This window comes from Luteitalea pratensis (assembly GCF_001618865.1).
Taxonomy (GTDB): Bacteria; Acidobacteriota; Vicinamibacteria; order Vicinamibacterales; family Vicinamibacteraceae; genus Luteitalea; species Luteitalea pratensis.
The window spans coordinates 697412-722481 of the sequence record NZ_CP015136.1 but is presented as its reverse complement, the minus strand read 5'-3'; the positions used below and the strand labels follow the sequence as shown (position 1 = coordinate 722481).

The 25070-nt window shown below is 65.2% G+C and carries 23 protein-coding genes; 10 read left to right on the top strand and 13 right to left on the bottom strand.

The annotated features are described in order from the left end of the window. Nucleotides 1-5: 5 nt before the first annotated feature. The 6 genes from glmM to tilS all read right to left on the bottom strand — a co-directional run bounded on the left by glmM (nt 6) and on the right by tilS (nt 7693). On the bottom strand, nt 6-1343 hold the full coding sequence (gene glmM, locus LuPra_RS03055; RefSeq protein WP_234800698.1) for a phosphoglucosamine mutase: 1338 nt from the start codon (nt 1341-1343) through the stop codon (nt 6-8). Nucleotides 1344-1482: 139 nt separating this feature from the next. After that, nucleotides 1483-2394 carry a CdaR family protein gene (locus LuPra_RS03050; protein ID WP_110169389.1) on the bottom strand — a complete coding sequence of 304 codons (912 nt, stop codon included), beginning with the start codon at nt 2392-2394 and terminating at the stop codon, nt 1483-1485. Between the two features lie 2 nt (nt 2395-2396). Continuing rightward, the gene (cdaA, locus tag LuPra_RS03045) at nt 2397-3200 is read right to left on the bottom strand and encodes a diadenylate cyclase CdaA (RefSeq protein WP_110169388.1); all 804 of its coding nucleotides are present in this window, start codon (nt 3198-3200) and stop codon (nt 2397-2399) included. 22 nt (nt 3201-3222) lie between these two features. Then, nucleotides 3223-4110, bottom strand: a complete 888-nt coding sequence (gene folP, locus LuPra_RS03040) for a dihydropteroate synthase (RefSeq protein ID WP_234800697.1) — start codon at nt 4108-4110, stop codon at nt 3223-3225. 248 nt (nt 4111-4358) lie between these two features. Further along, nucleotides 4359-6272: an ATP-dependent zinc metalloprotease FtsH gene (ftsH, locus tag LuPra_RS03035; protein ID WP_110169387.1), complete on the bottom strand. Its 1914-nt coding sequence runs from the start codon at nt 6270-6272 to the stop codon at nt 4359-4361. Beyond that, nucleotides 6269-7693 carry a tRNA lysidine(34) synthetase TilS gene (tilS, locus tag LuPra_RS03030; protein ID WP_162271283.1) on the bottom strand — a complete coding sequence of 475 codons (1425 nt, stop codon included), beginning with the start codon at nt 7691-7693 and terminating at the stop codon, nt 6269-6271. The genes ftsH and tilS overlap by 4 nt, the downstream gene beginning before the upstream one ends. Before the next feature lie 180 nt (nt 7694-7873). Here tilS and LuPra_RS31535 point away from each other — a divergent pair, with 180 nt between their 5' ends. After that, the gene (locus LuPra_RS31535; protein ID WP_162271282.1) at nt 7874-8098 is read left to right on the top strand and encodes a hypothetical protein; all 225 of its coding nucleotides are present in this window, start codon (nt 7874-7876) and stop codon (nt 8096-8098) included. 348 nt (nt 8099-8446) lie between these two features. Here the strand turns inward: LuPra_RS31535 and LuPra_RS03025 are convergent, their stop codons facing one another. After that, nucleotides 8447-9541: a DUF6807 domain-containing protein gene (locus LuPra_RS03025; RefSeq protein WP_234800696.1), complete on the bottom strand. Its 1095-nt coding sequence runs from the start codon at nt 9539-9541 to the stop codon at nt 8447-8449. 185 nt (nt 9542-9726) lie between these two features. Here LuPra_RS03025 and LuPra_RS03020 point away from each other — a divergent pair, with 185 nt between their 5' ends. Continuing rightward, nucleotides 9727-10206 (top strand): hypothetical protein, encoded by a 480-nt coding sequence (locus tag LuPra_RS03020; RefSeq protein WP_157898667.1) that lies wholly within the window; start codon nt 9727-9729, stop codon nt 10204-10206. Between the two features lie 12 nt (nt 10207-10218). On the opposite strand, the gene LuPra_RS03015 is transcribed toward LuPra_RS03020, so the two are convergent. Further along, the gene (locus LuPra_RS03015) at nt 10219-11145 is read right to left on the bottom strand and encodes a class I SAM-dependent methyltransferase (protein WP_110169383.1); all 927 of its coding nucleotides are present in this window, start codon (nt 11143-11145) and stop codon (nt 10219-10221) included. Further along, nucleotides 11138-11380: a hypothetical protein gene (locus LuPra_RS03010; RefSeq protein WP_110169382.1), complete on the bottom strand. Its 243-nt coding sequence runs from the start codon at nt 11378-11380 to the stop codon at nt 11138-11140. Before LuPra_RS03010 ends, LuPra_RS03015 begins: the two co-directional genes overlap by 8 nt. Before the next feature lie 349 nt (nt 11381-11729). Here LuPra_RS03010 and LuPra_RS03005 point away from each other — a divergent pair, with 349 nt between their 5' ends. Further along, the gene (locus tag LuPra_RS03005) at nt 11730-12791 is read left to right on the top strand and encodes an arginase family protein (protein ID WP_157898666.1); all 1062 of its coding nucleotides are present in this window, start codon (nt 11730-11732) and stop codon (nt 12789-12791) included. 13 nt (nt 12792-12804) lie between these two features. Here LuPra_RS03005 and LuPra_RS03000 read toward each other — a convergent pair whose 3' ends face one another. Together LuPra_RS03000 and LuPra_RS02995 are read right to left on the bottom strand one after the other, a co-directional pair. After that, nucleotides 12805-13368: a lipid-binding SYLF domain-containing protein gene (locus LuPra_RS03000; protein WP_110169380.1), complete on the bottom strand. Its 564-nt coding sequence runs from the start codon at nt 13366-13368 to the stop codon at nt 12805-12807. Nucleotides 13369-13635: 267 nt separating this feature from the next. Continuing rightward, the gene (locus LuPra_RS02995) at nt 13636-15870 is read right to left on the bottom strand and encodes a winged helix-turn-helix domain-containing protein (RefSeq protein WP_162271281.1); all 2235 of its coding nucleotides are present in this window, start codon (nt 15868-15870) and stop codon (nt 13636-13638) included. Nucleotides 15871-16147: 277 nt separating this feature from the next. Between LuPra_RS02995 and LuPra_RS02990 the strand changes: the two genes are divergently transcribed. Beyond that, nucleotides 16148-16498 carry a M48 family metalloprotease gene (locus LuPra_RS02990; RefSeq protein WP_110169378.1) on the top strand — a complete coding sequence of 117 codons (351 nt, stop codon included), beginning with the start codon at nt 16148-16150 and terminating at the stop codon, nt 16496-16498. A 631-nt stretch (nt 16499-17129) separates the two neighbouring features. After that, on the top strand, nt 17130-17435 hold the full coding sequence (locus LuPra_RS02985) for a hypothetical protein (protein ID WP_110169377.1): 306 nt from the start codon (nt 17130-17132) through the stop codon (nt 17433-17435). A 211-nt stretch (nt 17436-17646) separates the two neighbouring features. On the opposite strand, the gene LuPra_RS02980 is transcribed toward LuPra_RS02985, so the two are convergent. Beyond that, nucleotides 17647-17898: a hypothetical protein gene (locus LuPra_RS02980; RefSeq protein ID WP_110169376.1), complete on the bottom strand. Its 252-nt coding sequence runs from the start codon at nt 17896-17898 to the stop codon at nt 17647-17649. Nucleotides 17899-18107: 209 nt separating this feature from the next. On the opposite strand from LuPra_RS02980, the gene LuPra_RS02975 reads away from it, so the two are divergent. From LuPra_RS02975 to LuPra_RS02955, 5 genes are all read left to right on the top strand, one after another. After that, complete coding sequence (locus LuPra_RS02975; protein WP_157898665.1) at nt 18108-20009, top strand: 3'-5' exonuclease; 1902 nt, start codon at nt 18108-18110, stop codon at nt 20007-20009. Between the two features lie 558 nt (nt 20010-20567). Then, nucleotides 20568-21191 carry a hypothetical protein gene (locus tag LuPra_RS02970; protein ID WP_157898664.1) on the top strand — a complete coding sequence of 208 codons (624 nt, stop codon included), beginning with the start codon at nt 20568-20570 and terminating at the stop codon, nt 21189-21191. A gap of 29 nt (nt 21192-21220) precedes the next feature. Continuing rightward, nucleotides 21221-23134, top strand: a complete 1914-nt coding sequence (locus tag LuPra_RS02965; protein WP_110169373.1) for a hypothetical protein — start codon at nt 21221-21223, stop codon at nt 23132-23134. A gap of 181 nt (nt 23135-23315) precedes the next feature. Continuing rightward, complete coding sequence (locus LuPra_RS02960) at nt 23316-23885, top strand: hypothetical protein (RefSeq protein ID WP_234800695.1); 570 nt, start codon at nt 23316-23318, stop codon at nt 23883-23885. Further along, nucleotides 23882-24595: a hypothetical protein gene (locus tag LuPra_RS02955; RefSeq protein ID WP_110169371.1), complete on the top strand. Its 714-nt coding sequence runs from the start codon at nt 23882-23884 to the stop codon at nt 24593-24595. Before LuPra_RS02960 ends, LuPra_RS02955 begins: the two co-directional genes overlap by 4 nt. A gap of 56 nt (nt 24596-24651) precedes the next feature. On the opposite strand, the gene LuPra_RS34225 is transcribed toward LuPra_RS02955, so the two are convergent. Further along, on the bottom strand, nt 24652-25059 hold the full coding sequence (locus LuPra_RS34225) for a very short patch repair endonuclease (RefSeq protein WP_418001394.1): 408 nt from the start codon (nt 25057-25059) through the stop codon (nt 24652-24654). Nucleotides 25060-25070 lie beyond the last annotated feature (11 nt).

The window sequence follows — 25070 nt, the reverse complement described above, 5'->3', positions numbered from 1 at the left end:
AAGCGTTAACCAGCCCCGAGCGCGCCCGTGGCGGCAGACGCGATCTCGTGCGCCCAGGTATCGATCTCATGCTGATCGCGCCCTTCGAGCATGATCCTCAGCAGCGGCTCGGTGCCCGAATAGCGCACCAGCAGGCGCCCCTCGGTGCCAAGCCGCCGCTCGACGCTGTCGATCACGGCGGCAATCGACGGCACCTCCGCCACCGGAACCCGCCGGCCGACGCGTACGTTGACCAGCACCTGCGGGTAGGTCACGAGTGCTGACGCGAGGTCGCGCAGCGACCGACCCGTCTCCGCCATCACGCGGAGCACACTGAGCGCGGTGACGATGCCGTCGCCTGTGAACAGGTGTTCGGCGACGATGACATGCCCCGACTGCTCGCCGCCGAGCGCATAGCCGTTGTCGCGGATCGCCTCCATCACGTACTTGTCACCCACCGCGGTGCGCAGCAGCCGGATGCCATTCGCCTCGAGTGCCCGTTCGAGCCCCAGGTTGCTCATCACGGTGGCAACGACCGTGTTGCGGGCGAGCCCGCCCGTGCGCTGCAGGTGGAGGGCGAGGATCAGCATGATCGCGTCGCCATCCACGACCGCGCCCTGATCGTCGACCATCAGGCAGCGATCGCCGTCACCATCGAAGGCGATGCCCATCGAGAGCTGCTTCTCGCGCACCAGCGCCCGGAGCGCCTCGAGATGCGTGGACCCGCACTCCAGGTTGATGTTCCGCCCGTCGGGGTCATTGCCGATGACGTGCACGTCCAGGCCAAGCGCACGGAACAACCGCGGCGCCACGGTGGTCGTGGCTCCATTCGCGCAGTCGAGGCCGATACGCAGGCCAGTGACATGCCCCGCGACCGGCAAGGCCGCCGTGCAGTGCCTCGAATAGGACTCGACGATCTCGTGTGTCTCGATCTCGGCCGAGGCGTCGGGCGAGACGATGAAGTGCGGATCGGCGACCAGCGCCTCGATCTGACGTTCGAGGCCCTCGTCGAACTTCTGCCCGTGACCCGAGAACACCTTGATCCCGTTGTCCTGATAGGGATTGTGCGACGCCGAGATGACGATGCCGGCGTCGAAGTCCTCGGCGCGCGTGGTCACCGCGACGGCGGGAGTCGGCACGACACCGGCCGACAGGAGGTCGCCACCCATCGCGCGCACACCGCGGGCCAGCGTCCGTTCGATCCAGAAGCCGGACTCGCGCGTGTCACGCCCCGTCAGGAGCCGCGACGGGCCCTGATGCGGCAGCACGCGCACGAGTGCCGAGCCCAGGCGGAGAATCGTGATCTCGTCGAGCGGCGCCTCACCAGCCACGCCGCGTACACCATCGGTGCCGAATAGTTTCATAGAGGCTGACGGCTCTGTCATTTGTCATTGGTCATTTGTCATTGGTCATTTGTCATGAATCATGAATCATGAATCATAAGCAATGACTAATGACTAATGACTAATGACTAATGACCAATGACTAATGACCAATGACTGATTACCTGATACTGACCGTGATGTTGGCCGGCTCGATGCGTTCCACCGCGACGCCCTCGCGATTGGGCACGCGGACGGGCACCGAGTGCTGCCCGCGCGGGAGCTCGGTGAGGTCCACGGTGGCCTGCAGATCTCCGGCACCGACACCAGCCATGCGCTCCTGTGTCCCGCGCACGACCACCGACACGGTCACAGGCGAGAGGCGCACCAACAAGCCGCGGCCGGCGTTCTCGGCACGAACCTGCAAGCCCTGCAGGGTCCGCTGCACCGGCGCCGGCACGATCTCGACAGTGACCACCGCGACGAGCGGCTCGCGCAAGCGCACAGCCGTGTCCTCGACGCCGACCGTGACCTTGTCGGTCAGGTTCGTGCGGGCGCCATCCACGCGCACCGGCTCGGTTGTCGCCTCACTCAGGGCCTGCAGGCGGCCGATCGGCCCCAGTACCTGGACTGTCGCCGGCGACGTGGTGATGCGTCCGACAACGAAGCCCGGCTCCGGGTCGCCTTCGATCACGGGCGAGACCGGCACCACCTTCTGCCCCGCGTACTCGAACTCCAGCGAGACGGTTGGCGGTGTCACCTGGACGACCTCGACGCCGAACGGCACCCGGACCTCGCTCGCACGCAGGTTGAAGATGCGAGTGCCTGGCCGCGCGTTCGTGAGGTCGAGCGCAGCGACGACATCGCCCTGGACGACACGCGCAAGGTTGCCCGACGAGCCGCGCAGGCGCACATCAGCCTGCCCTGGTGGGTCGCCGACCATCTCCATGCCCGGCGGCACGTTCTGGTACTCGAGCGGGACCCGGATATTGCGCTCGACGGTGCTCTGCCCCGACACGGCAAGCCAGAGCACTCCCGCGACGAGCAGCGAGATCACCTTGAGCGGGAGATTCGAGAGCGGTCGCAAGGCCATGATCAGGGCCGCGGCCGCATCCGGCGAGCCGACTTGCGCTGGAGCACCAGCTGGGTGAGGCGCGCCCGCAGCGTTTCCGCCGTGAACCCGCGCGAGATCTGCCCCTCGGTCGCGATGGAGATGCGCCCGGTTTCCTCGGAGACCACGACGGCGACCGCGTCGTTCTCCTCGGTCAGCCCGATCGCGGCGCGGTGGCGCGTCCCGAGGTCGGTCCCCACCATCGCACTCACCGTCAGCGGCAGGAAGCACGAGGCCGCCGCAATCTTGTTCTCCTGGATGATCACTGCTCCGTCGTGCAGCGGTCCGCTCGTCTGGAACACCGAGACGAGGAGGTCGTGGGTGACCATCGCGTCGAGCGGAATGCCGCTCTCGATGTAGTTGCGCAGCCCGATCTGGCGCTCGATCACGATGAGTGCCCCGGTCCGCCGATCCGCCAGCTGGACGGCCGCGGTCACCACTTCCTCGATCGTCTCGTCATCGTTCTCGGCTCGCGAGAAGGCACGCACGAACGGGGTTCGCCCGAAATGGGCGAGCGCGCGACGGATGTCGTTCTGGAACAGGACGATGGCGGCGAACACGACGTAGCCGATCATGTTGCGGATCAGCCAGTTGACGGTCTGCAGCGGCGCCGCGATTGAGAAGAAGTAGAGCCCGACGAGCAGGGCCGACCCGAAGGCCATCTGCATGGCACGGGTGCCGCGAATGAGCTTGAGCGACTCGTAGATGATCAACGCCACCACGAGGACGTCCAGGACGTCCCAGCCCGTGATGGGCGTGCGGCTGATCCACGAGGCGAGGGCGTCCATTGGCGTCACGCGGCCGGCGGCGTCAGGACATGCCCGACTCGGCTGCGGCGCTGATCATATCTGCCACGCGCACCGCCTGCACGCTGCCACGTACGTCATGCACGCGCACGATGTGCGCACCCGAGAGCACCGCCACCGTCGCAGCGGCGGCGCTGGCCGGGTCCCGCTCGCGTGCGGGGCACTCGCCGACGGCCGCCTGGAGGAACGACTTACGGGACGCACCCACGAGCATGGGCAGGTCGAGCGCGAGCAGGGCGGGGTGATCGAGACGAGCCAGGATCTCCCAGCTGTGCCCGGCCTGCTTGGCGAAGCCGAGCCCGGGGTCGATGACCAACGCCTCCCGGGACACGCCGGCGCGCTCGGCGGCCTGCACGCTCCAGGCGAGTTCGGCAGCGACTTCCTTCGCGACGTCCACGTACGAGGCCTGCCGGTACATGTCGGCCGTCGAGCCACGCATGTGCATCAGCACGAGGGCCACGCCCGCGCTGGCGGCGACGGCCGCCACGCCGGCGTCATGACGCAAGCCGCTGACGTCGTTGAGCATCACCGCGCCGGCGTCGATGGCGGCGCGCGCGACCAGCGCCTTGGTGGTATCCACCGAAATCGGGACGGGCAGTTGCGCGGCCAGCGCCGCGACCACCGGTACCACCCGTGCCCGCTCGATGGCCTGGTCGACCAACGCGGCTCCGGGCCTGGTGGACTCGCCGCCGACGTCGATCACGTCCGCGCCCGCCGCGACCATCGCCAGCGCCGCCTCCACGGCCCGCGGCACGTCATCATGGCAGCCGCCATCCGAGAAGCTGTCGGGCGTGACGTTGAGGATGCCCATCACCAGCGTGCGGGTCCCGAGGGCAAGAGCGCGCCCGTCGGGCAATGCGAGCGTGTACCGGCGACGCGCCGTAGGTGTCATGGCAATTGCAGAATTTCAGAATTGCGGGATTTCATTACCAGTACCACGCCTCGAAGTGCTGCAGGTGGGCATGAAATTCTGCAATTCTGCACTTCTGAAATTGAAAAGGCGCCGGTGACCCGGCGCCTTTTCAGGTCGACTCTGGAATTTCAGAAGTTCAGAAATTCAGAATTGCCTTACCACTGCCAACCCTTGAATCGCGGAGGCGGTGCTGAAATTTTGCAATCCTGCACTTCTGAAATTTCTTCCTACTCCTGCGCGAGCGGCTTGTTGGGAAGCGGCATCGCCGGGACGATCGACGGGCGCGGACGACGCTCTTCGGGCGTGACCTCTGCGGTCGGCGTTCCCGGTGTCGACACCGCTTGCGGTGCGTCGAGCGGCTGGCCGGCGATGATTCGTCGCACCTGATCGGCGTCGAGCACCTCGCGGATGAGCAACTCGTCGGAGACCCGCTGCATCGCGTCCTTGTGCTGCTCGATGATGCCGCGGGCGACGTCATACCCGGTCATCACGATCGACTGCACCTCTTCGTCGATGCGCATGGCCGTCGACTCCGAGTAGTCGCGGTGCTGCGCGATCTCGCGACCGAGGAAGATCTGCTCTTCCTTCTTGCCGAAGCTGAGCGGCCCGAGGACGCTCATGCCCCACTCGCACACCATGCGGCGCGCGAGGTTGGTGGCCTGCTCGATGTCGTTGCGGGCACCGGCCGTCTTGGTATGGCAGAAGATCTCGTCGGCGATGCGGCCGGCCATGGCCACCGCAATCTGCGACTCGGCTTCTTCCTTCGAGAAGTCGACCTGCTCGCCTTCGGGCAGGAACGACGTCACGCCGAGGGCCATGCCGCGCGGGATGATCGTGACCTTGTGCAGCGGCACGGCGTTGGGCAACAGCATCGCGACCAGCGCGTGCCCCGCCTCGTGATACGCGGTGTGGCGTTTTTCTTCGTCGCTGATGATGCGCGACTTCCGCTCCACGCCCATGATGACCTTGTCCTTGGCCATCTCGAAGTCGTGCATCGTGACCACCTTGCGGTTCTGGCGGGCAGCGATGAGGGCCGACTCGTTGACGAGGTTGGCGAGATCCGCGCCGGCAAAGCGCGGCGTGCCGCGCGCGATGACGTTCAGCTTCACGTCGTCGCCCATCGGGATCTTCTTGGTGTGGACGGCGAGAATCTGCTCGCGGCCACGCACGTCGGGCAGGTCCACGACGACCCGGCGGTCGAAGCGGCCCGGGCGCAGCAGCGCCGGATCCAGGACGTCAGGACGGTTGGTCGCGGCGACGAGGATCACGCCCTCGTTGCTCTCGAAACCGTCCATCTCGACGAGCAGCTGGTTGAGCGTCTGCTCGCGTTCGTCGTGCCCGCCGCCGAGACCCGCGCCACGGTGGCGGCCGACCGCGTCGATTTCATCGATGAAGATGATGCACGGCGCGTTCTTCTTCCCCTGCTCGAACAGGTCGCGGACGCGGCTGGCGCCGACGCCGACGAACATCTCGACGAAGTCCGAGCCGGAGATCGAGAAGAACGGCACGTTGGCTTCACCAGCCACCGCCCGGGCCAGCAGGGTCTTGCCCGTGCCTGGCTGACCGATGAGCAGCACGCCCTTCGGAATGCGGCCACCGAGCTTCTGAAACTTCTGCGGCTCCTTGAGGAAATCGATGATCTCCTGGAGCTCTTCCTTTGCCTCGTCCACGCCGGCGACGTCCTTGAACGTCACCTTCTTCTGTGAACCGGACGAGAGCTTCGCGCGGCTCTTGCCGAACGACAGGGCCTTGTTGCCCCCGCTCTGCATTTGCCGCATGAAGAAGATCCAGAAGCCGATCATCAGGAGAATCGGCGCCCAGGTGTAGAGGAACATCCCCCACGGGCTGCCGGTCGGCTCCTTGGCGTCGACCACGACCTTGTTGGCCACCAGTTTGTTTCCGAGCCCCTCGTACTGCACAGGCGCGTAGGAGCGCGCCTTCTCGCCGGACTTGTAGGTCGCGACGATTTCCTGGCCCGTGATGGTGACCTTGTCGATTTTGTTCGTGTCGAGCTGCTGGACAAATTCACTGAATGGGATGACTTCTTCGCGGGCCTGGAACGTTGTAGAAAAATTCCAGATCAAAACCCCGACGATGACGAGCACCATCCAGAAGAGCAGGCTCCTGAGAGTCGAATTCAAGCCTTTCCTCCTGACCGCGTGACTTTCAAGAGTAACACGTCGGTTGTATATGGCTGGACTGCAAATTCCTCGCCGACTGCGAGGCCAACCACCCACGCAATCCGTCCTGCTTCATCCGTGATGATGGGAATCCGGCTACGGTCGAGCCGTGCAATTTTGCGGTTCATCATCAGGTCCTGAATCTTCTGACTGCCCGGCGCACCGGCCGGCCGCATCCGGTCGCCCGGCAGCCGGCTCCGCACCACGAGCGCAGGCCCCGCGCGCTCGGCGTCGAGAGCGACTGCGAGGCCTCCGGAACTGGACGGCGGGCCGTCAGCATCCCAGTCGCTGCGTCGAACCACCGACGCGGTGATGTGCAAATTTACTTCCTTTAGCTCTACCGTTCCAGGGACCGCGAACACTTGCAGCTCCAGCCCGCGCGGTGAATCCGGCTCAGCCGCTCCGGTCGCGAGCCGCAGCTGCGCGCCAATCCGCCACACTCGCAGCTGGCCAAGGCGAGCCATCCGGCCGACCCGTACGGCTTCGAGACGCTCCAACGCGTCCACCAGCGTTTGAGTCACGTTGCCCCGCGGCAGCATCTGCTCCAGCGCCGCCATCCGGACCCGTCGCCGGAGCATCGGCGGCACGGCATCGAGCCTCGGCAGGTCCAGTAACCAGCCGCCCTCGGCATGCGGCATCAACACGGACGGCAACTCGACCGCCACGCAGGCCGACAACCATCGTTCATCGTCTCTCCAGGCGTCGGCGGCATGAGCCAGCCGTTCGGGCAGGGACGCCCCAGCTACCGCCATCAGGTTCGGCAGCACCTGGTGCCGGATGCGATTCCTCGGAATGGCCGGGTCGACGTTCGAGACGTCATCCCTCCATCTGAGACCCCGGTGCGCGGCGTAATGTTCCACATCGGCCCTGCGAACCTCGAGCAGGGGACGGATCACGAGGCCGTGTTTCGGCCACATGCCGGCGAGGCCGCGCGTGCCCGCGCCGCGCAGGAAGCGCAGGACGACCGTCTCGGCTTGATCGTCCAGGGTGTGCCCGAGCGCGATGCGCGTCGCCAGCCGGCGGCGGGCGATCAGTCGAAAGGCGGCATGTCGCAGGGCATGTGCCGTTCGCTCCAGCGACCATTTTCGCCGTGCGGCTTCGCCTGCGACGTCGACGCGCACGAGATCGAACGGAAGCGCGAGTGCGGTGGCGAGTTGCTCGCAGAACGTCGCGTCGCCGTCGGCCTCGGCGCCACGCAGGCCGTGATGGACGTGCACGAGCCCGGCGAGCCTGGCCCGCGCCTTCGGCGCGATCGTCGAGAGCACATGCAGCAGCGCGACCGAATCGGCCCCGCCCGAGACGGCGACGAGGATACGGTCGCCCTCGGTCAACAGGTCATGCCGCCGGATCGTGGCCCAGACGCGCGTCGGGAAGCGAGTCACGTTGGCGAAAGGGGCGTCGCGTTCAAGACGCCACGCGCGCCACGACCAAGGGATGGTCGTGGCGATGGAACCTCGGCACGCCTGCTCCAGTCGAATGCAGACGCGAGCCGATGGCGGCCGATCCGGATGGTCCGGCCCCTTGAAGGGGATGTGGCACGCCTCATGCTCATGAATCCTGACATGTTGCGACCTCTCAACTTTGCCGACGTTGCCGTCCGGGCCGAGGGCGACCATTGGGTGGTGGTGGACCACGCCGACCGGCCGTTGCTCGATCAGCGGTTTTCCGACCGTTTTGCTGCCATCTCGCTGGGCCTGCTCGTGGCGCACCAGCAGGGCGGCGCAGTGTGGCTCGACCAGTTCGACACCGACACTGCGCGCCCGGCCCACATGCACATCTACCACTAGGGCGTCGGTCTACCGACGTCGGTACCTCTCGGTGACGCCTCTCCGTCGCCTGCTGCGCGCCAACGCGCACACCTGCCACACTCGAATGCCGCCAGGCGTCCCACGCCGGCGCGACTGATCGTACACGCCCGACTGGTCTCGGCAGGTTGCCGGGTGGACGAAGAGGCACGTCGAGCGTGGGCCACGTGCGGACGTGCGCACGGAGTCGATCCGGCAACACGTGGACATCAACGAATCGGATACGGGATCCAGGAATCCGCGCAGATCGAGATAGGGCGTCTGGCCGAGAGGACCGCGCTTACCAGTTCGCCGACGTACGGCGAATCATCGGCCGCCCCGGCAACAGCGCTACGGAGCGGATGACGCGAGCGGCGCCTGCGAATACGCCTTGAACAGCGTCGCAATTTCCTCCGGTGACAAGCCCGGGTGAATCACGACGCGGTACCGGAAGCGCACGTGCTGCCCTGGCTCGAGCACGAGGGCGCCGTTCACGGTCTTGTCGTTCAGGAAGTCGTGCCACCCGAACGGGTTGATGGCGTGCAGCCCATAGCCCCGCGAATGCCAGTACGTCGGGTGCCGCGGGTTGGACGGGTGGTCCATCATCACGATGCCGACGGGTTCATCGCCGAGCCGACCCGCATAGTCCACCCACGCCGAGCGCTTGCCCCACACGTTGGCCTCGCCCACCGCACCCTCCGCGTTGCGCAGCCTGCCTGTGCGCGTGATCGCCCCTGGCTTGGCCTCCTTGGCGGGTTCCTCGAGCGCCGTCGCCATCCGCAACGCGAACGTACCCTCCTTCGTGTCGCGGAACTCCGCACGTTCGATCGCCTGCAAGTCGAGATCGATGTCGATGATCCGCAACGTCGGGTGCGAATGGAACGTCATGCGACGTGTCTCGGTGAGCAGTGGCTTGCCGTCGGGCTTGAGCCAGGAAAGGACGACGTCGATGGTGCCCGTCGCCTTGCCGCTGTGCGCGCGCACGGGGCCCTTGGCGACGATGCGGCCGAGCGTCGCGTCGGTCGGGGCAGGACCGGCCGCAACCGGCAGTGGACGGGACGGGTCGGCGGCAGGCTCGGCTGGCGTCGCGCCACGGGCCACGTTCTGGATCGCCCAGAAGTTGAAGCCGTTGACGTCGCCATGGCCATAGAACAGCCCGGCATGGTGTGGATGATCGAGCGTCTCGCCCGGAATCTGACCGGCCGGGAAGGAGCGATTCACGACGGTGCCCGTCGCCGCCCGCAGTGGGTGCAGGTACACGCGGTTGAGGGTCGGTCCGCCGGTGTGGAAGACCGTGAACGGCTTGCCGTCGATGTCGACGGTGACCTCTTCAGCGGCGGCGGTGATCTTCACCTGTGCGCCAACCGATGGCGTGACGGTGATCAGCAGGGCGATCGCGAGCGCGAGCCTGGGACCCACCGTCGCCATACGTGTGCGGACGTTCATCTGAGGAGCCTCCAGGGTGCTGGGCGAACTGTATGAGCGGCCGGGGAGAGCGTCAAGGGAGAACACCAACTCTTGACGCTTGATGCTGGATGCTGGACGCTGGACGCTCATCGGGTCCGATGCGCACGACTTGACGCTCGCGATGATGAGTCGGCGGGCGGGAAGCGGCGTGTGAAGATTGGCCCATGCCCATGACACCGGCCCAGGTCGAGACGATGCGGGAGTTGCTCAGGGCGTCGCGTGTGCTGTCGCTGGCCCTCATCGTCGAGGAGGCGCCGGTCAACGGGCTGCTGCCGTTCGCGGTGACGCCCGACTTCCGGGCGCTGGTGGTGCACGCGTCGCGACTGGCCAGGCATACGAAGGGCCTGCACGACGGGGCGCCCTTCGACGCCCTGCTTCACGAACCCGTGGTCGGCGAGATCGACGCACTGCAGGTGAAGCGCGTCACATTGCGAGGCGTCGTGCGAGTGCCAGACCACGGGACGCCGGCGTACGAGGCGCTGCGGGCGGTGTACCTGATGAAGTTCCCGGAAGCCGAGCCGATCACCGCGCTCGGTGACTTCGCGTTCTATGTGTTGCTGATCGAAGGCGGGCGACTCGTCACCGGCTTCGGTGCGGCGGCCAACGTGACGCAGGAGACCCTCGAGACGTTGCAAGCGACGTGAACCGCAACCGGGTCACGCCGGCTTGCGCGCGATGATGACCGCGAAGTCATCCGCGAGCGTGCCGTTGGCGATCAGCGAGTCTTCGAGGTGGAACAAGGTCTCGAGCCACTGCGTGGCGTCCGGAACGCCAGCCGCGAAGTTGCCGGTGATGTCCTCGAGCAGCAAATGCAGCAGGCTGCCGCCGGCGCCGCGCACTTCGAGCACCTCGAAGTATTCGGGCAGGAGCGGCAGGATGTCGGCCGAGCGGATCGACTCGGAAGGATCTCCGGCGTTCATCTCTTCGATGGTCGGGCGCGTGACCGGCGGCTTGGCCGAGCCCGGACGGCTGATGCTCCGTCGCAGCGGCTCGGGGAGCCGCGCGAGGGTGTGGTTGACGATCGCGAGTTGCCGGTCGGGCCATTGGAACTGCGACGGACCGATGAACTCGTCGAGCAGGAAGTAACCGCCAGGCTTCAGCGCCGTTTGTACCTGTGCGAACAGGTGTTCGAGGTTGGCGATGTGATGGACGGTCGAGAGGCCGAAGACGATGTCGTACGTGTCGGGCGCCAGGCGCGCGTGATTCAGGTCCATCGCCTGGTAGTGGATGTGGTCGAACCCGGCCTGACGCGCGGCGTCGATGGCCAACTCGATCGCGCCGGCGGCGATGTCGACCGCGTCGTGGGCCCGCGCGAATCCGTACTGCGCGAAACCGCGCTCGAAGTCGCCGGCGCCGCACCCGAGGGTGAGCACTCGATCGACGACGCCCGCGCCGTCGTCGAAGTAGCGATACAGCAGGTACTGAAAGCGATCTCGCGCGCCGGGGCCGCCCGTCTTGGCGTGGAGCCGCGCCTGCACCGCCGGATGCTCCGTCCAGTGGAGACCGCGTCCGGCCCACTGGCCGGCCTGATCGTCCCAGACCTGCCGGACCCGGCTGGCATCGTCTGGACGTGCGTCAGGCATGCTCTGCCCAGCCCCTGGCCAGCATCGCCTGCCGCATGTGGACGCTCTGCTCCTCCGCCCCGTCGACCGTGCGCTCAACCGTCGTGCGCATCGTGTCGCCGTTCACCTCGAGGCGCAGTTCGAAACCGAGTGGATGCAGCCGCTGCCAGCACACGGCCGTGCGACGCCCCTTCACGAGTCGCCACAACTCCTCGTCGGGCGGCGCTACTTCACCATCCGTCAATCCGGGCAGCATCAGCGAACTCCGCGTCCCAGGTGTCCGATCATGCGTTCCACCCCCAGCAGCCTCGAGCCCGCGGCACGTCCGGTCGTCACCTGGTCAGCGCGCCGATCGCGAATGGGTCACCCTGGCGCGGCCGGGACGGCATCAGCACACGAGCACGCGCGAGGCGTCACGCGCACGCGGCACCCGTCCCTGGAGCCGAGACTAACAGAGACGAGTCACGGCAACGGCCGGAGAAGTCGAGCCCAGCCCGGGATTTCACGCGTGTTCGGCATCGAAGCTCGGCGCTATGCCTGCTGGCAGCCCTCTGCAGTCTGGCAGACGTAGACTCAGCAGTGCACTTCAGGCTCATGACCGACCGATGACCGACACGCGCACTCCACTGGCCACGCCGACGCCCTCGCTGCGCGATGTGAACGACCTGCATCCCGACGCCGTTCCCACGGTCTATGACTCGCGCTACCTCAGTGGCGCGGCACCGCTGACCAGCACGACGAAGGCGGGGCTCGTGATGGATGCCCATGCCTCTGATCTCGCGTTCCTGCCGTCCGCGCAGCCGCCGGACCTGGACGCCGTGTGGCCACACATCGCGCAGTGGCACCGGGACACGTACGTCGAAGCGGTGCGCTCTGGCCGGCCGCATCACCTGGCGACGTCACAGGGCTTCACGTGGAGTCCGGCCTTCGCCGAGTCGGTGGCCCGCATCTGGTACGGCCAGCACTTCGCGCAGCGCCTGGCGCGCATCGCGGGACGGGCCGTGCTGCACCCGGTGTCGGGAGCGCACCACGCCGTGCCGGAGTCGGGCGGCGGCTATTGCACGTTCAATTACGCGGTCGCGGCCCTGATGGATGTTCAGGTCCGCGACCCGGATGCCCGGTGCGCCGTCATCGACCTCGATGCGCACTGGGGTAACGGCACGGTAGCCATGATCGCCCACCACCGGTTGCCGCTCTACACCTTCGACATCCACGGCGGGACCAGCACGAGAAGTTCCCCGTACGCCTGCGGCAAGGGGCAGTCGTGGGAGTTCGGCGTCAATGACGTCCCGGCATATTGGGAGGCCCTGTCGCACCTGCCCCGCTTCATCGCCGAGCACCGGATCACCGACGCGGTCTACCTCGCCGGCATGGATCCGTTCCATGAGGACCCGGTCGGAGGCATCGATGGCGTCACGGAATCCGCGCTGTTCGCGAGGGACCTGTTCGTCATCACACTGCTGGAGGCCTACGGCATCAGCACCGTGGTGAACTTCGCGGGCGGCTACGTGGCCGGGAAGGTCGTCCAACTGCACGGCAGTACCATCCGCGCGATGCGCACCGCACGGCACGTGCTGTCGCTGTTGTCGCGCCTGCCGGACCGGGGGATGGTGTTGGACGCCTCGCTCGTGCGGGACCTCGCCGCCTTCCCGAAGTCGGACCGGTGATCGCGCGCAGCGTCTACTTCGGCGTGATCTTCGAGATCTTGTTGCCCTGAAGGCCGATGCTGGCCATCAGCCCCTTCTGCCCGAACGGGAACGCATAGATGTCGTCCTTGAGCGTGCTGGTCGTGGTGGTCTTGGCCATGCCGTCGTCCACCATGACGACACTCGGGCCGACACCGACTTCGAACCCATTGGCGTTGTCGAGCTGCGTGAGCGCCTTCGCGTTCATGAAGAACATCGCATAGCCGTATTGCTGCGCGCCCACCTGGATGCCGACGGCCGCGCCCGTCGTCTTGTAGTAGGCGACGGCCTTGCCCTTCTTCAGCAGCGTGCCCTCACCATACTGGCCGCCGATCCCCAGGCCGGCCTTGGTCACCTTTGGAAAGACGAGGATCGCGTGTGCGGTGGGTGCGAGCGACTTCGCCAGAGGAACGCTCGCCGTCAGCTGGGTCAAGGCGGCCCGTGACGCGCTGGCGAGTTCTGCCGCCGCCGTCTTGCCCTCGTCTTGCGCCGTTGATGGGTGGGCTGTGCACGTGAGCAAGATCCCGACGAGTGTGGCGGCCAATGACGTTGCTCTCATCGTCGACGTTCCCTTCGCGCTGGATGTTGCTGGTCCCGGCGACGGCGGCGCGGAGGCGCTCCGCCTTCCACCCATCCATCGCGAGAGTGAAGGCGCTATCTTACGACAGCTTCTCCTCACACGTACGGTGCCGGTGGCCAGGCGGACGCTGGCAAATGCGGCGACCCACACGACCGGCCGCCGCCCTCCCGGACTCAGGTGAACTGAAGCATTGGCTCGTCGCGTTGCTCGCGCGATCAGTGCCGGTCGTTCGCGGCGATGGCATCGTCATCGCACCGGCTCCACCATCATCAGATCGCTGCCAGCCTCGTTGATCGCGGGCACGATCAGGTAACGCTCGTCAGGCGAGAGCGCGAGGCCCCACCACCGCCGCTTGCTGAGGGCGGCGACCTCGCGTCGCTGTCCGGTGGCGATGTCAATCTCACTGATGATCATCGATGCCGGCCTGCCCCCCTGCTCGACGACGAAGACGGACTGACGGCCCACGGCAAAGCTCGACTCGTGCACGATGCCGCGCCGGAGCAGCTCAGGCTGACCGTCCGGAAGCCGAAGCCGCCACAACGTGGTCTGATCGTCGTCGCTCCTGGCCACGAAGAGCCAGCGGCCGTCGTGGGACGGCTCCGCGACCGAGCCTGGCGTAATCCTCACGCTCGGGCCGCCATCGGCAGGCATGCGACGAATCTCGACGGGGCTGTGTGGCCCCTCGTCCGAATAGGCGCCGAAGTAGATCGAGCGTCCGTCGCGGGACCATCGTGCCTGGTGGTGACGCACCGAACCCGTGGTGAGCTGGCGAACTTCCGCGGTCCCGACGTCCAGCCGATAGAGATGCCTCACCCCGCGCGACGTCGAGTCGAACACGACCGCACGACCATCCGGCGACCATCGCGGATTGGAGCACAACGGCCCGCCCATCGACGTCATCTGACGGGCGTGGGAACCGTCAGCCTGCGATATCCAGATCTCTTCGCTTCCGGAGCGCGTCGACGTGAACGCCAGCTTCGAACCATCGGGCGAGTAGTCAGGCGTGTGCTCGTCCAGTGTCGAGGCAGGCAGTCCCGAGTCGTCGAATCCGGCTCCCGGCTGCGTGAGATCCAGACGCCAGAAACCGGTGTCTCGGAACCTCCGGGCGTACACCATCCGACCCGACGCGGTGATGTCGAGGCCAGTGCCCTGGTCCCCGACGAGCAGGGCCTCCCCTGAACTGGGCACGGGCGCGCCCTTGGCGTCCAGGCGCATGCGTCGCAATTGCGAACTGGCCATGTGACTGCTGACCGAGTACACCAGTCCACGGTCGCCCGGCTCCCATGCCAATGCCAACACCCGGCGTGGGGCTGCCTCGACGACCTTTACCGGCGGGCCCGTCGGCCTCATCTCGGTGTCGAGCGGCACGACGAACACGCCGCTCTGGGAGATCAGGGACTCGCGGATGAACGCAAGCCGCCGACCATCGCTGGTGAACGCCGGCCCCCACTCGGGCAGCGAGCCGTCGGTGGTCAGGCGGCGGCGCGTGGATCCATCGCTGGCGATGAGCCAGATCCCCGGTTCGCTCCCGATCGTGCCGCCCACCGCGATCCACCGGCTGTCGGGAGACCATGCGAGCAGTCCGCCGGCAGACTCCAACACTCCGGCCGACGTGAATGTCACCACCGAGGCGATACGGCGGACCGTCCCGCCGAGCGCCGGCATGACCATCACGTCGGTCGCCGTCTGATCGGCCTGGACCTTCAGGAAAGCCAGGCGGCTGCCGTCCGGTGACCAGGCAGGCGCCACTTCGCGCTCGGGATCCGAGGTCAGACGTACGGGCTCGCCGCCGCCGACCGTCTTGACGTACACGTCCACGTTGTCCTGTTGCGGGCCGTTCCAGTGGAACGCGACCTGCGCGCCGTCCGGCGAGAAACTCGGCGAGCCCTCCGTGCCGATGTATGCGGTCAGCGGCGTTGCCGCCGTGCCAACCAGCGGTCCTTCCGGTGCCGACCGGCGGCCGATCGCGAGGCGCCACACCAGCACGGCGGCCCCCAGCGCCGCGAGTACGACGACTGCCAGTGCAAGGCGTCGGCGCGCGGCTCGGCGGCTCGGGACCAACATCTGCACCGCGTCCTCGCCACGATCATCGGCGGGAGGTCGCGGCGAGGGCGGCAGCGCGCCTGTGGCTGCAGCAACCGCAGCAGGCTCCGTGCGGACCGTCGGCGTGAAGCGGTAGCCGAGTTTCGGCACGGTCTCGATCCAGGCCTCGGCGCCCTCCCCGAGCGTCTTGCGCAACGTGGAGACCTGGAAGGAGAGGTTCGCCTCCTCGACGAAGGTGTCGGGCCAGAGCGCGGACATCAGGTCGTGACGTGACAGCGCGCGTCCGTCGCTCCTCACCAGGATCAGCAGCAGCTCATACGTCTTTGGCGGGAGCGCGAGCGCGCGCCCATCACGCGTCACGCGGTGGCGCGCCGCATCAATGGCGATCGGGCCGAACTCGTACGCCTCGCTGCCGGTCTGCGGGTTGGACGGGGTCAAGCGATTTCGCTGCACATCCTGCGACATGGCTTCGCTACTTCAAGGGACTCGCCGTTGCCATAGACACGCAGCGTGCGCGCATGCCGCACCTCGCCCTTCGCTTGGACCGTCTGGTTCGCGCCATTCTACGCGCGTTCCAAGGCCGCTCCCTGTTGCCGACGTTGCTCTGTGTATTGGCACATGCCGACGCGTCGTTCAGCCCAGCCTCGGTGCGGCACGACTGCTCGCTGTCGCGCCGAATGAGCTCGAACGGCTGCTCGACGACGCCCGAACCACTATGTCGCTCGAGGCCCGCCAGAGGGTGCTCGCCGTGCTGCCACGCCAGGGCGACGACACGGAATTCGAACCGCGGCGCGCGCGTAAGGTCAGGACCGTCACCGACCTGCTTTCGGCTTCGAGCGGGCAGGAACCGCACGCGGTCAACATCGTCGATGCTCCACAAGCAGGGGTCGCGCTGCACGAGCGCAGCGTCGTGCTCATCACCGTGCCCGCGCTGGATCTGCTGTCGAAGGAGGAGTTGACGGCGCTCGTGGCGCACCAGCTCGGCGACGAGTCCACCTCGCGCGACCGGGTCGACTCCAGGGTTCGCGGCGACCGTCCGGGCCTGCGAGATCGAGCTCACCTCTGACCTGATCGCCGTTGCGACGATCCATCGCAGTGGCAAGCCGGCCTCGATGCTCGTCAACACCGAAAAGCTCACGCAGCTGCACCTGCAACGCCTCGGCGCGGCGAGTAACGAGCGCGACTACTCCCAACTGGGCGCATCGTTATGCGTCAAATCACCCGCTGAGTAAAATCGTCCGCTCGGCGTGCGTTGGTTTAGTATGAGTGTTTCAACGATTCCCGCGGCCCGAGCGTGATCCGATCCGCTGGACGGGTCAATTACGCGGCTCGTGATGAAGCCCGCTACCGTCCCCGAACGCGAGTTCGACGAGCCTGTCGCCGGTTTCCCGCGACGCCACAATGCGTCCGAGGTCCGCGTCCCACACGGGCGAGCAGCGAGGCACCGACCGGTGTTGCCAAGGCGGAGCCACACGACCGCGGGTTCGTCATGGAGCAGCAGATGCTGTGCCTCACCGACTAGCAGCGAGGCGGATATGAACCTAATGTGCGACCACTGGGCGAACACACGATCATCGTGTTCCAATTTGCAGGCTGGCATGCCTTGCCGCGATGTTCAGATCGCCTTATGGCTCGGCGTTTCCCCACTCTGACCCGCTGCGGAACGTCCCCCTTCCACACGACGACAGGAGAATCACATGACTATCGGACCCGCGAGCCTCGTCCATGCCAGGTACCCCCACAACGGCGTCAAGCATCCGTTGGTGCCCGACTCCAGTGATGACTATGCGAACTGGTGGGAGCATGTGCTGCCAAACGGCCGCATTGGTGCGGCCGTCTGGCTCTATGAGGGCAGCGACAAGATGCGTCGCACGATCATCGTGCGTGAGTGGGACAACCCAGACAGCGTGGTGCACGTCCAGGGGAACGTTCGCCTCGGCGCGCAATGCAGTCACGTCACCAACCGGTTTCTCGATATATTGGCTGCGCTGCCAAGGCCGTAAGGTCGTCCATTCACGCTGGTTGCCCTGCACGAATGGTTTTCTGCCCGCAAGGATCGCCGACAAGAAAGCTCCTTCGCTGCTGCCTTCTTCTGACATTCCGCTGCCGAATAGCTGCTGACGTTGACCTCGCGGCCGAGCCGGGCCTCGGCCTTCCTGAGGATCGGCGTGAGCTCGGCGAGTCCCAGCTCCCCGGCCACCCAGCAGGTCGACGTCACTCGCCGCATGCTGGTCGCGGCGTGCGACCGACCTGTAGACGAGCGCGCATCCGTCCCTTAAATGAGTGGCGGAACGCCTCGGCCGCCCGCACCACACCGGCGGTCTTGTCGATCAGCCGCGCAGCTGGAGGGAAAGACTGGCGATCGCGGTCGGCCTTGAAGTAGCCGCGGATGCCCTCGCGGCGGGTGTCGAGGACGATCAGGCGAGGAATGCGCTTTCGCCGGTCAGCCGGCCCCGCGGAGGTCACACACCCTCCACGACGCAAATGGACTGTCGAGGGCTGCAAGCACCACCGCGTAATTTGTCGCTGACACTTACGGCCACACTTGACAAATGTTGGCGCCAACGGTCAATGACCACACCATCGCTATCGGCTATCCTCGACGTTGCCTACGATGGAATACGCAATCCTGAAGGAGTTCAATCGCGCTCTTGGCGGCCTCACCAAAGCGGGTGGTGAGAAGAAACGTAAGGCCGACAAGGTATTGGCACCTGGGTCGCCTGCAGGTCGATTCGAGCCCGCTCAAGGATCTCCCCGTCACCAACAACGGCGAGTCACGCATCAAGCACTGCGTGAAGTACGAACTCGGCGGCGGATACCGACTGGTCACCGTGCAGACCGACAAGGTCGTGGCGTTCTGTTTTGCGGGCACGCATGACGATACCGACCGATGGCTCGATTCCCATGGAGGCCTGACGCTCGGGAAGGGACAAGACGGGGCATGGGAACCCGTCTACAAGAGTCCGTCCATCGATGACCCCATTCGCAGGGCCCCTGTTGCGGCGTCCACCCCGCTGTTGGAGCGGATGGAGAATCACCGTGTGGACCGACTTCTCGAGGGCGTGCCAGCGACCGTAGTGCGAAAGCTCGCGACGTTCGAATTGGTCGCCACGCCAGAACAACTCGAGTCTGCATGCCGCGGAATCGAATCGATCGATCGCAGGGTGCTCGTCTACGACGTTCTATGCCTGCTCGCCAGCGGCAATCGCCAGGCGGCAGAGAGCCGCCTGGACCTTGAACTCGGCGTGGTGACGGAAATCGACGATCTTTCGGGCACCGAGCTGCTGGCGGTGTTGGACGGAGATCAGATGCGAACGCTCCGCGTCGGCTCTCCCGACCACGAGAAGTGGCTCCAATCCTTTGCCAGGAACGCGGGCGAGATGGACTGGCTGCTGTTCTTGCATCCCGAGCAGGCCGCCGTGGTGAACGCCGACTTCAATGGCCCGGCGCAGCTGTCCGGTGTCTCCGGCTCTGGGAAGACGTGCGTAGCCATCCATCGCGCGGTCCGGTTGGCGACAGCCAGAGGTGACGCCCAAGTTCTCGTCGTGACGCTGAACCGAAGCCTTGCCGGCCTCATCCAGAGGCTGGTGGATGCCGCCGCCCCGGATGAATCGGTGCGATGCCGAATCAAGGTGTCGTCGTTCTTTCAACTCTGCCAGGAACTGCTTGCAGAGTTCGAGCCGCACAACACAAGGCACTATGCCGACGTGTCATGGAAGCTCAATGAGCACATCGACGAGGTGTTCCGCGAGTACTACCGCTGCTGGCTGAACAACGACTCCGCGAACGTCTTGTGGCCTGTCCACGACAGCCTGGTGGCGCAGGGCATCTGTGCCGAGACCTACGTTCGCGAGGAGTTCGACTGGATACGCAGCGCACTCGTGGACGGAGAACGGTCACGGTATCTGTCCCTCGAGCGTCTGGGACGACGGATCGGCCTGCTGGAGGACGCGCGCAAGCGACTCCTGGCGGGATTGTCCGCTTGGGAAGCGAAGATGTGGGACATTGGCGTGACGGATTACGAGTTCAACATGGTTGTCATTCTGAATTGCAGCCAAGGCGTGCTGCCACCAGACGGCACAGCCAAGGAGGAAGAGTTCCGGCACGGATGCAAGCTGTATGTGGCGATGACGAGAGCGCGAGACGAGCTCTATCTGTCGTATAGCGGCGAACCCTCGCAGTGGCTGGACATCGATTCGAAGTCGCTCACGTTCATGGAGTGGACCGGGGTGGTGGCGCTTCGCCAGAACCTGGTCACCGTTCCGCCTGCCTCGTTGTCGCAGCTTCAGGGAGACTCCACGGCCGGCGTCCTCCAGTTGAAGGGGCGCGAGTTCCTTTATGTGCCGGACGCCAGAGGGCTCTCGCTGGATGCCATTCGGAAGATCGATGACCTGGTGGACGGTATCGGGTTGATCAGGAAGCGACAGCGCGTCCGCTGGCGCAACATGATGACGCTGCATGAGGATCTCGAGACCAAGCCATCGACACGGCTACTGTTTGGCCCTGTGATCGGGGTCGAGGTTCAGGAACGACTGCAGGCCATCACACGAGCCACCAGCGCTGGCAAGCCACGATGACGAGACGTCACACGCTCTCCCGGTAGGCACGTTCGTGAATCACTGAGAATGTCGTGACCTGCTAAACGTGTTCGGACCGATCGTTACTGGAGAGCGACCCTCATCGTCGAGGAACCGGGGCGCGATGTCCAGCATGGTCGGTGGACGCCCGATGACATGCTTGGCCGCTTCATAGGCCCACCGGGCTTCCTTCTCACGGCAAGGCCGGTCGCGCGCCCGGGCCCATCGTTGCGCTGCGAGTTGCTCCGTCCTCTCCCGACGGCGTGTGCTCCTGGTCGAGCCAGCCTAGCAATGCGGAGCGATCGAAGAGGAGCCGCACCACCCCCGCCGGCGGTCCAACATCGCTTAGACAGCCGCCGGATGTGGGCAGGAACTCCGCGACTTCGTCGACGCTAAGGAGGGTGGGAGCTCAAGGGTGGATGGTCCGTTTCGTCTGTTTGCGCGTATGCCAAGGAACGCCTGCGGAGCCGCAGGGAAGCGAAGGCTCTGCCCGGTCGTTCCGCCTTCGCTGTATAGTCGCTGTTCTGTATTCGGCGTTCGTTGTATTATATGGCTGAGATGAAGGTCAGGGATATGGAGGGAACGTACGCCGCCCTGAAACGCTGTGAAGAAGAGCTGCGAACAGTTGCGGCCGAGGCCGCGGCGGCGGGTGACTACGACCGGCTTGCCCGGATCGCCGCTACAGCCCGCAGAGTCTTGGACCTCGCCAGCGAGTGGCAGGGCGGTGATGACAGTGGCACCGCTGCGGAGGTTGCTGCCGCAGTGGCAGCACCACCCTCCTCAGAGGATCCGCCGCAAGGCCGGGCGCGAGGTAGTCGTCATTCGGCTGCCCGGAATTACCCGCGGTTCATGCGTCGGGGCGACGAACTCGTGAAGATCGGGTGGTCGAAAGCCGGACGCAAGGAATATCAGCACCGCGCACCGCACAGCCTGCTCGTCGCGTTACGGCAAGCACTGCTGGATGCAAGTAGGGCGCGGAAGTTGTTCACGATGGACACGTTGGAACGCTCTCTTGCTGCCAACAACGTGCCCGGATACCAGGCGTACGCCTGGCTCGCGTGGCTTCGATCCGCTGACCTAGTGAAGCAACACGGCCGGCAGGGCTACTCGCTCATCAAGGCGGCAACGTTCGAAACCGATATAGAGAAGGCCCTGATCGAGCTTCCAGCCCAAGGGCTGTAGGCAATGTGTCTGGCCAGGAGGAGCAACCGGTGACGCTGAAGTGGGACTTCAAGACTTGGTCACGGGGAGACAAGGTCCGCGACCCGATCCAAGGCGAGTTCTTCTCGACTGACGCCATCAAAAATCCGGCCGAGGCGTTCGTCCGGGAGGCAGTCCAGAACTCGCTCGATGCCGGCACTGCCAAGCCGGTTCGTGTTCGCTTTTACATCTCGGGCCAGAACGGCGCAATTCCCTCGACGCGCATGGCGTTCTACATGAACGGCTCCTGGCAGCACCTCGGCGCGGAGGGAAACGGACTGCGCGACATCCCTGGACCGGCGGACGGCTGTCCGTTCCTGGTCTGCGAGGACTTCTCGACGCGAGGCCTCGAAGGCGATCCCGGGCAAAGCCAGGAGGTCCCGGGCCAGAAGAACCATTTCTACTACTTCTTCCGTACCGAGGGAAAATCCGCGAAAACCGATCAGCAGCGGGGTCGCTGGGGCATCGGCAAATACGTCTTCCCTCGTTCGAGCCGCATCAATTCCTTTCTTGCTGTGACCGCGCGTGCCGACAAGCGCCGGCTGTTCATGGGACAGGCGGTCCTCAAGTCTCATCTCATTGGCGACAAGTACTACAAGCCTGACGGCTCGCTCGGTTTAGACGAGGACGGCCTGTCGATGCCGTTCGAGGATCCTCAGCTGGTTGACGATTTCTGCAGCGACTTCAAGCTGCAACGAGGAGAGCGGCCTGGACTGTCCGTCGTCGTGCCCTGGTACGACAGCGAGATCGAGTTTAAACACCTCGTCGCCGCGTCCGCGCGAGACTACTTCTACGCGATTTTGAGCGGAGACCTGATCGTCGATGTGGAGTCGCCCTCAGAGACGGTCAGCTTGAGTGCGGCGACTTTGGAAGCGACGCTTGCCGCGACGGATCCGGCACTGGCTCGTGAACTTGTGCCCACGCTTGACCTGACAAAATGGGCTATTGCGCTCGATTCCTCCAACATGAACGAGATCAGCGTTCCCGAACCGAGGAACTCGTACAAATGGGAGGATGTGGAACTTCCCAAAGAGCTGATCGCGGCACTCAGACCACGCCTTCACGCGGGCGACCGATTGGCATTTCGGATTCACATGAGTGTCAGCCTGAAGGACTCGACGCCGGCACCTGCGTTCTTCGACATCTACATGGTCCGCGACGATGCCGATGATGATGGCCGCCCCGTCTTCATTCGCGACGGCATCATCATTTCGGACGTTCGTCCCACGCGCCGCAACCGCGGGACACGGGCGCTTGTGGTCATCAAGGACTCTCCCCTTGCCACGTTGCTCGGTGATTCCGAGAACCCGGCGCACACGCAGTGGCAACACGACAGCTCGCACTTCAAGGGGAAGTACAAGTACGGCAAGTCGTACATCACGTTCGTCACTGGCGCCGTGTCCGCGATTCAGCAAGCCATTGTCGGGAATGAGCAGGAGATCGATCCGACGCTTTTAATCGACTTTTTCAACCTGCCGTCTGGCGGCGACGGGAAGAAGGACAAGGGGCCCGGGAAGAACGATAAGGACAAGGAGCCGCCACCCCCTCCACCCCCTCCACCGCCTCCACCGCCTCCACCGCCTCCACCACCGCCGACGCCGTCCCGCTTCCGGATCAACCGAGTCAAGGGGGGATTCTCGGTAACGCCCGGCGAGCCTGGTGCGCCAATTCCGTCCCGTATCGAGCTGCGGGCTGCTTACGACGTCCGACGCGGAAACGCGATGTCCCGCTACCGAGCTGCCGATTTCAGGCTCGACAAGTCTCCTATCAAGCTCGACAGGAAGGGACTGGACATCGTCGAGGCCGAGAACAACCGAGTCCTCGTTGCGATTCAAGACAAGGATTTCAGTCTGACGGTCAGCGGCTTCGACGAGAACCGTGATCTCGTCGTCCGTGGTGTGGTGAAGGGAGACGCCGGTGATTAGGCGGTACAACTACACTGGGCGTAAGGCCCTCGAGCGTTCTGACACGAACGTGCGCATCGAGGAGGCCCCACTGCGCTTTTTCGCAGGCCTCTCGTTGACGTCGTACGGCCTGCCGTCTGAAGCCAGAGTGTTCGTCGAAGCGTACCGCCAGACGAACTGGATGCGATTCGACTTCGGAACGGTGGGCGCCATCAAGGTGCCTGGCGATTTACTCCTGACAGAGTTCGACGCGCGCGAAGGGATTTTGTTCAGAGTCCGTGTCACGGCAACGAGCGATCCGGAGGGCCGGCTCCTTGCCGAGGCTGACCAGATCTCGCCAATCCACAGAAAAGCGAATGGCGAGGTGACTCGCGAACCACTCCTCCCGATTAAGCCGGCCGACCTCGGTGAAGAAGTGTTCCGAGTGGACTTCAGCAACCGGCCGCTGCTCCTTATCAACAACCAGTTCGGCGACTGGCGTGCTCTCGCTCACAGCCCGTTCTTTGTCTGCATGGCTCTGCCGCAGGCGCTGCGCGAGATCCTCACACGCGTCCTCTGGGTCGAGAAGTACTTCGATACAGACGATCCGGACGACTGGCAGGCTCGGTGGCTGCGATTCGCCGCGGCGCTGCCGGGCAGTTCCGAGGTTCCCGCGGAAGAAGAGAAGGACTCGTTCGAGGATTGGATCAACGCGTCAGTAGCGGCGTTCGCGCGCATGCATGGCATGAAGGCGCGGTTTGGCGCCCACTGGTCTGGAGGCTCAGAGTCATGAAGGTCCGCCGCCTAACGGTAAGGGGAATCGAACAGTTCACCGCTTTTCTGGATTCATTGAATACGCCCACTCCTCAGGGAGTCCCGGCCTGGCTCCTGGACAACGATGAGATGTCGAGCCCGCTGGAAGTCGCCATCGAGGTCACGGTGACGACGTTCGAGAACAGGTTCGAGCTGGCAAAGTATCTGGATTCGAAGCTGACCGATTCCGGCCTCAAGAGCGTTGAACGCGACGTCTCGCTGTGGACTTGGCTAACCCTCTTCTATTTCGATCAGGTGTGCCCGCCTGACGAAGAGGGCCGCCGCAAACCTGACGAACAGGCGCGCTACATTCCGGCCGTCGACGACTATCGCAAGTATTACAGACATCTCTTGGCGGGGCCCTACACAGTGTACCGTGCTCACCGAGACGCCCCTTGGCGCGCTTTCGCCGTGTTGGCGGGGCCCGTCGACAAGCTGGGCGAGCTTGCGGAGCAGCTGACCTCGCGGCAGGAGATCGTCACAAACAAGGCAGCGATGGAGCTCGCGACGGACCTGTACGTTGATCCGGCAACTCAGAGGGTGAAGAGAGGAGCGGCTGGAAGCGGCCCAGGCAGCGCGAGGCGCTTCGCTGACATCCTGAACCAGTTTGATCTGACGTGGGACCTCTACGCGATGAAGATGCTGGCTATACGGCAGATGATGCCGGCAGAGTTCAAGCGCTTCATGTAGTCGGCCATCTGTCCGCCGTCGGTGGCCATCAACGCTGGGCTGTCGTCCTCGCCGCGTCAGGGCTGCGAAGTCCGCGGATCTTGAGCGGACTTGACGGACCGGAAAAAGCGCTGGATGTCGCTTCGCAGGCGCGACGGGTGCCGCAGGCGGCACTCCCAGACCACAAGGACCCTCCAGCCGTCGCGGCGCAGTTGGCGAGTCGACACTTGGTCGCGGGCAACGTTGTCGGTGAACTTGGCCGTCCAGAACGGGACATTGCTCTTAGGCGTATAGGCGAACGGGCAACCACGATGTCGATGCCAGAAACAACCGTGCACAAAAACAACGACGCGGTGCCGTTTCAGGACTATGTCCGGTCGACCAGGAAGACTCCGGTCGTGAAGCCGGAATCTGTAGCCCAGCTTATGCAGGATCGATCGGACGGCAATCTCAGGCTTTGTGTCGCCAGATTTGATCCGGGACATGTTCCAACTGC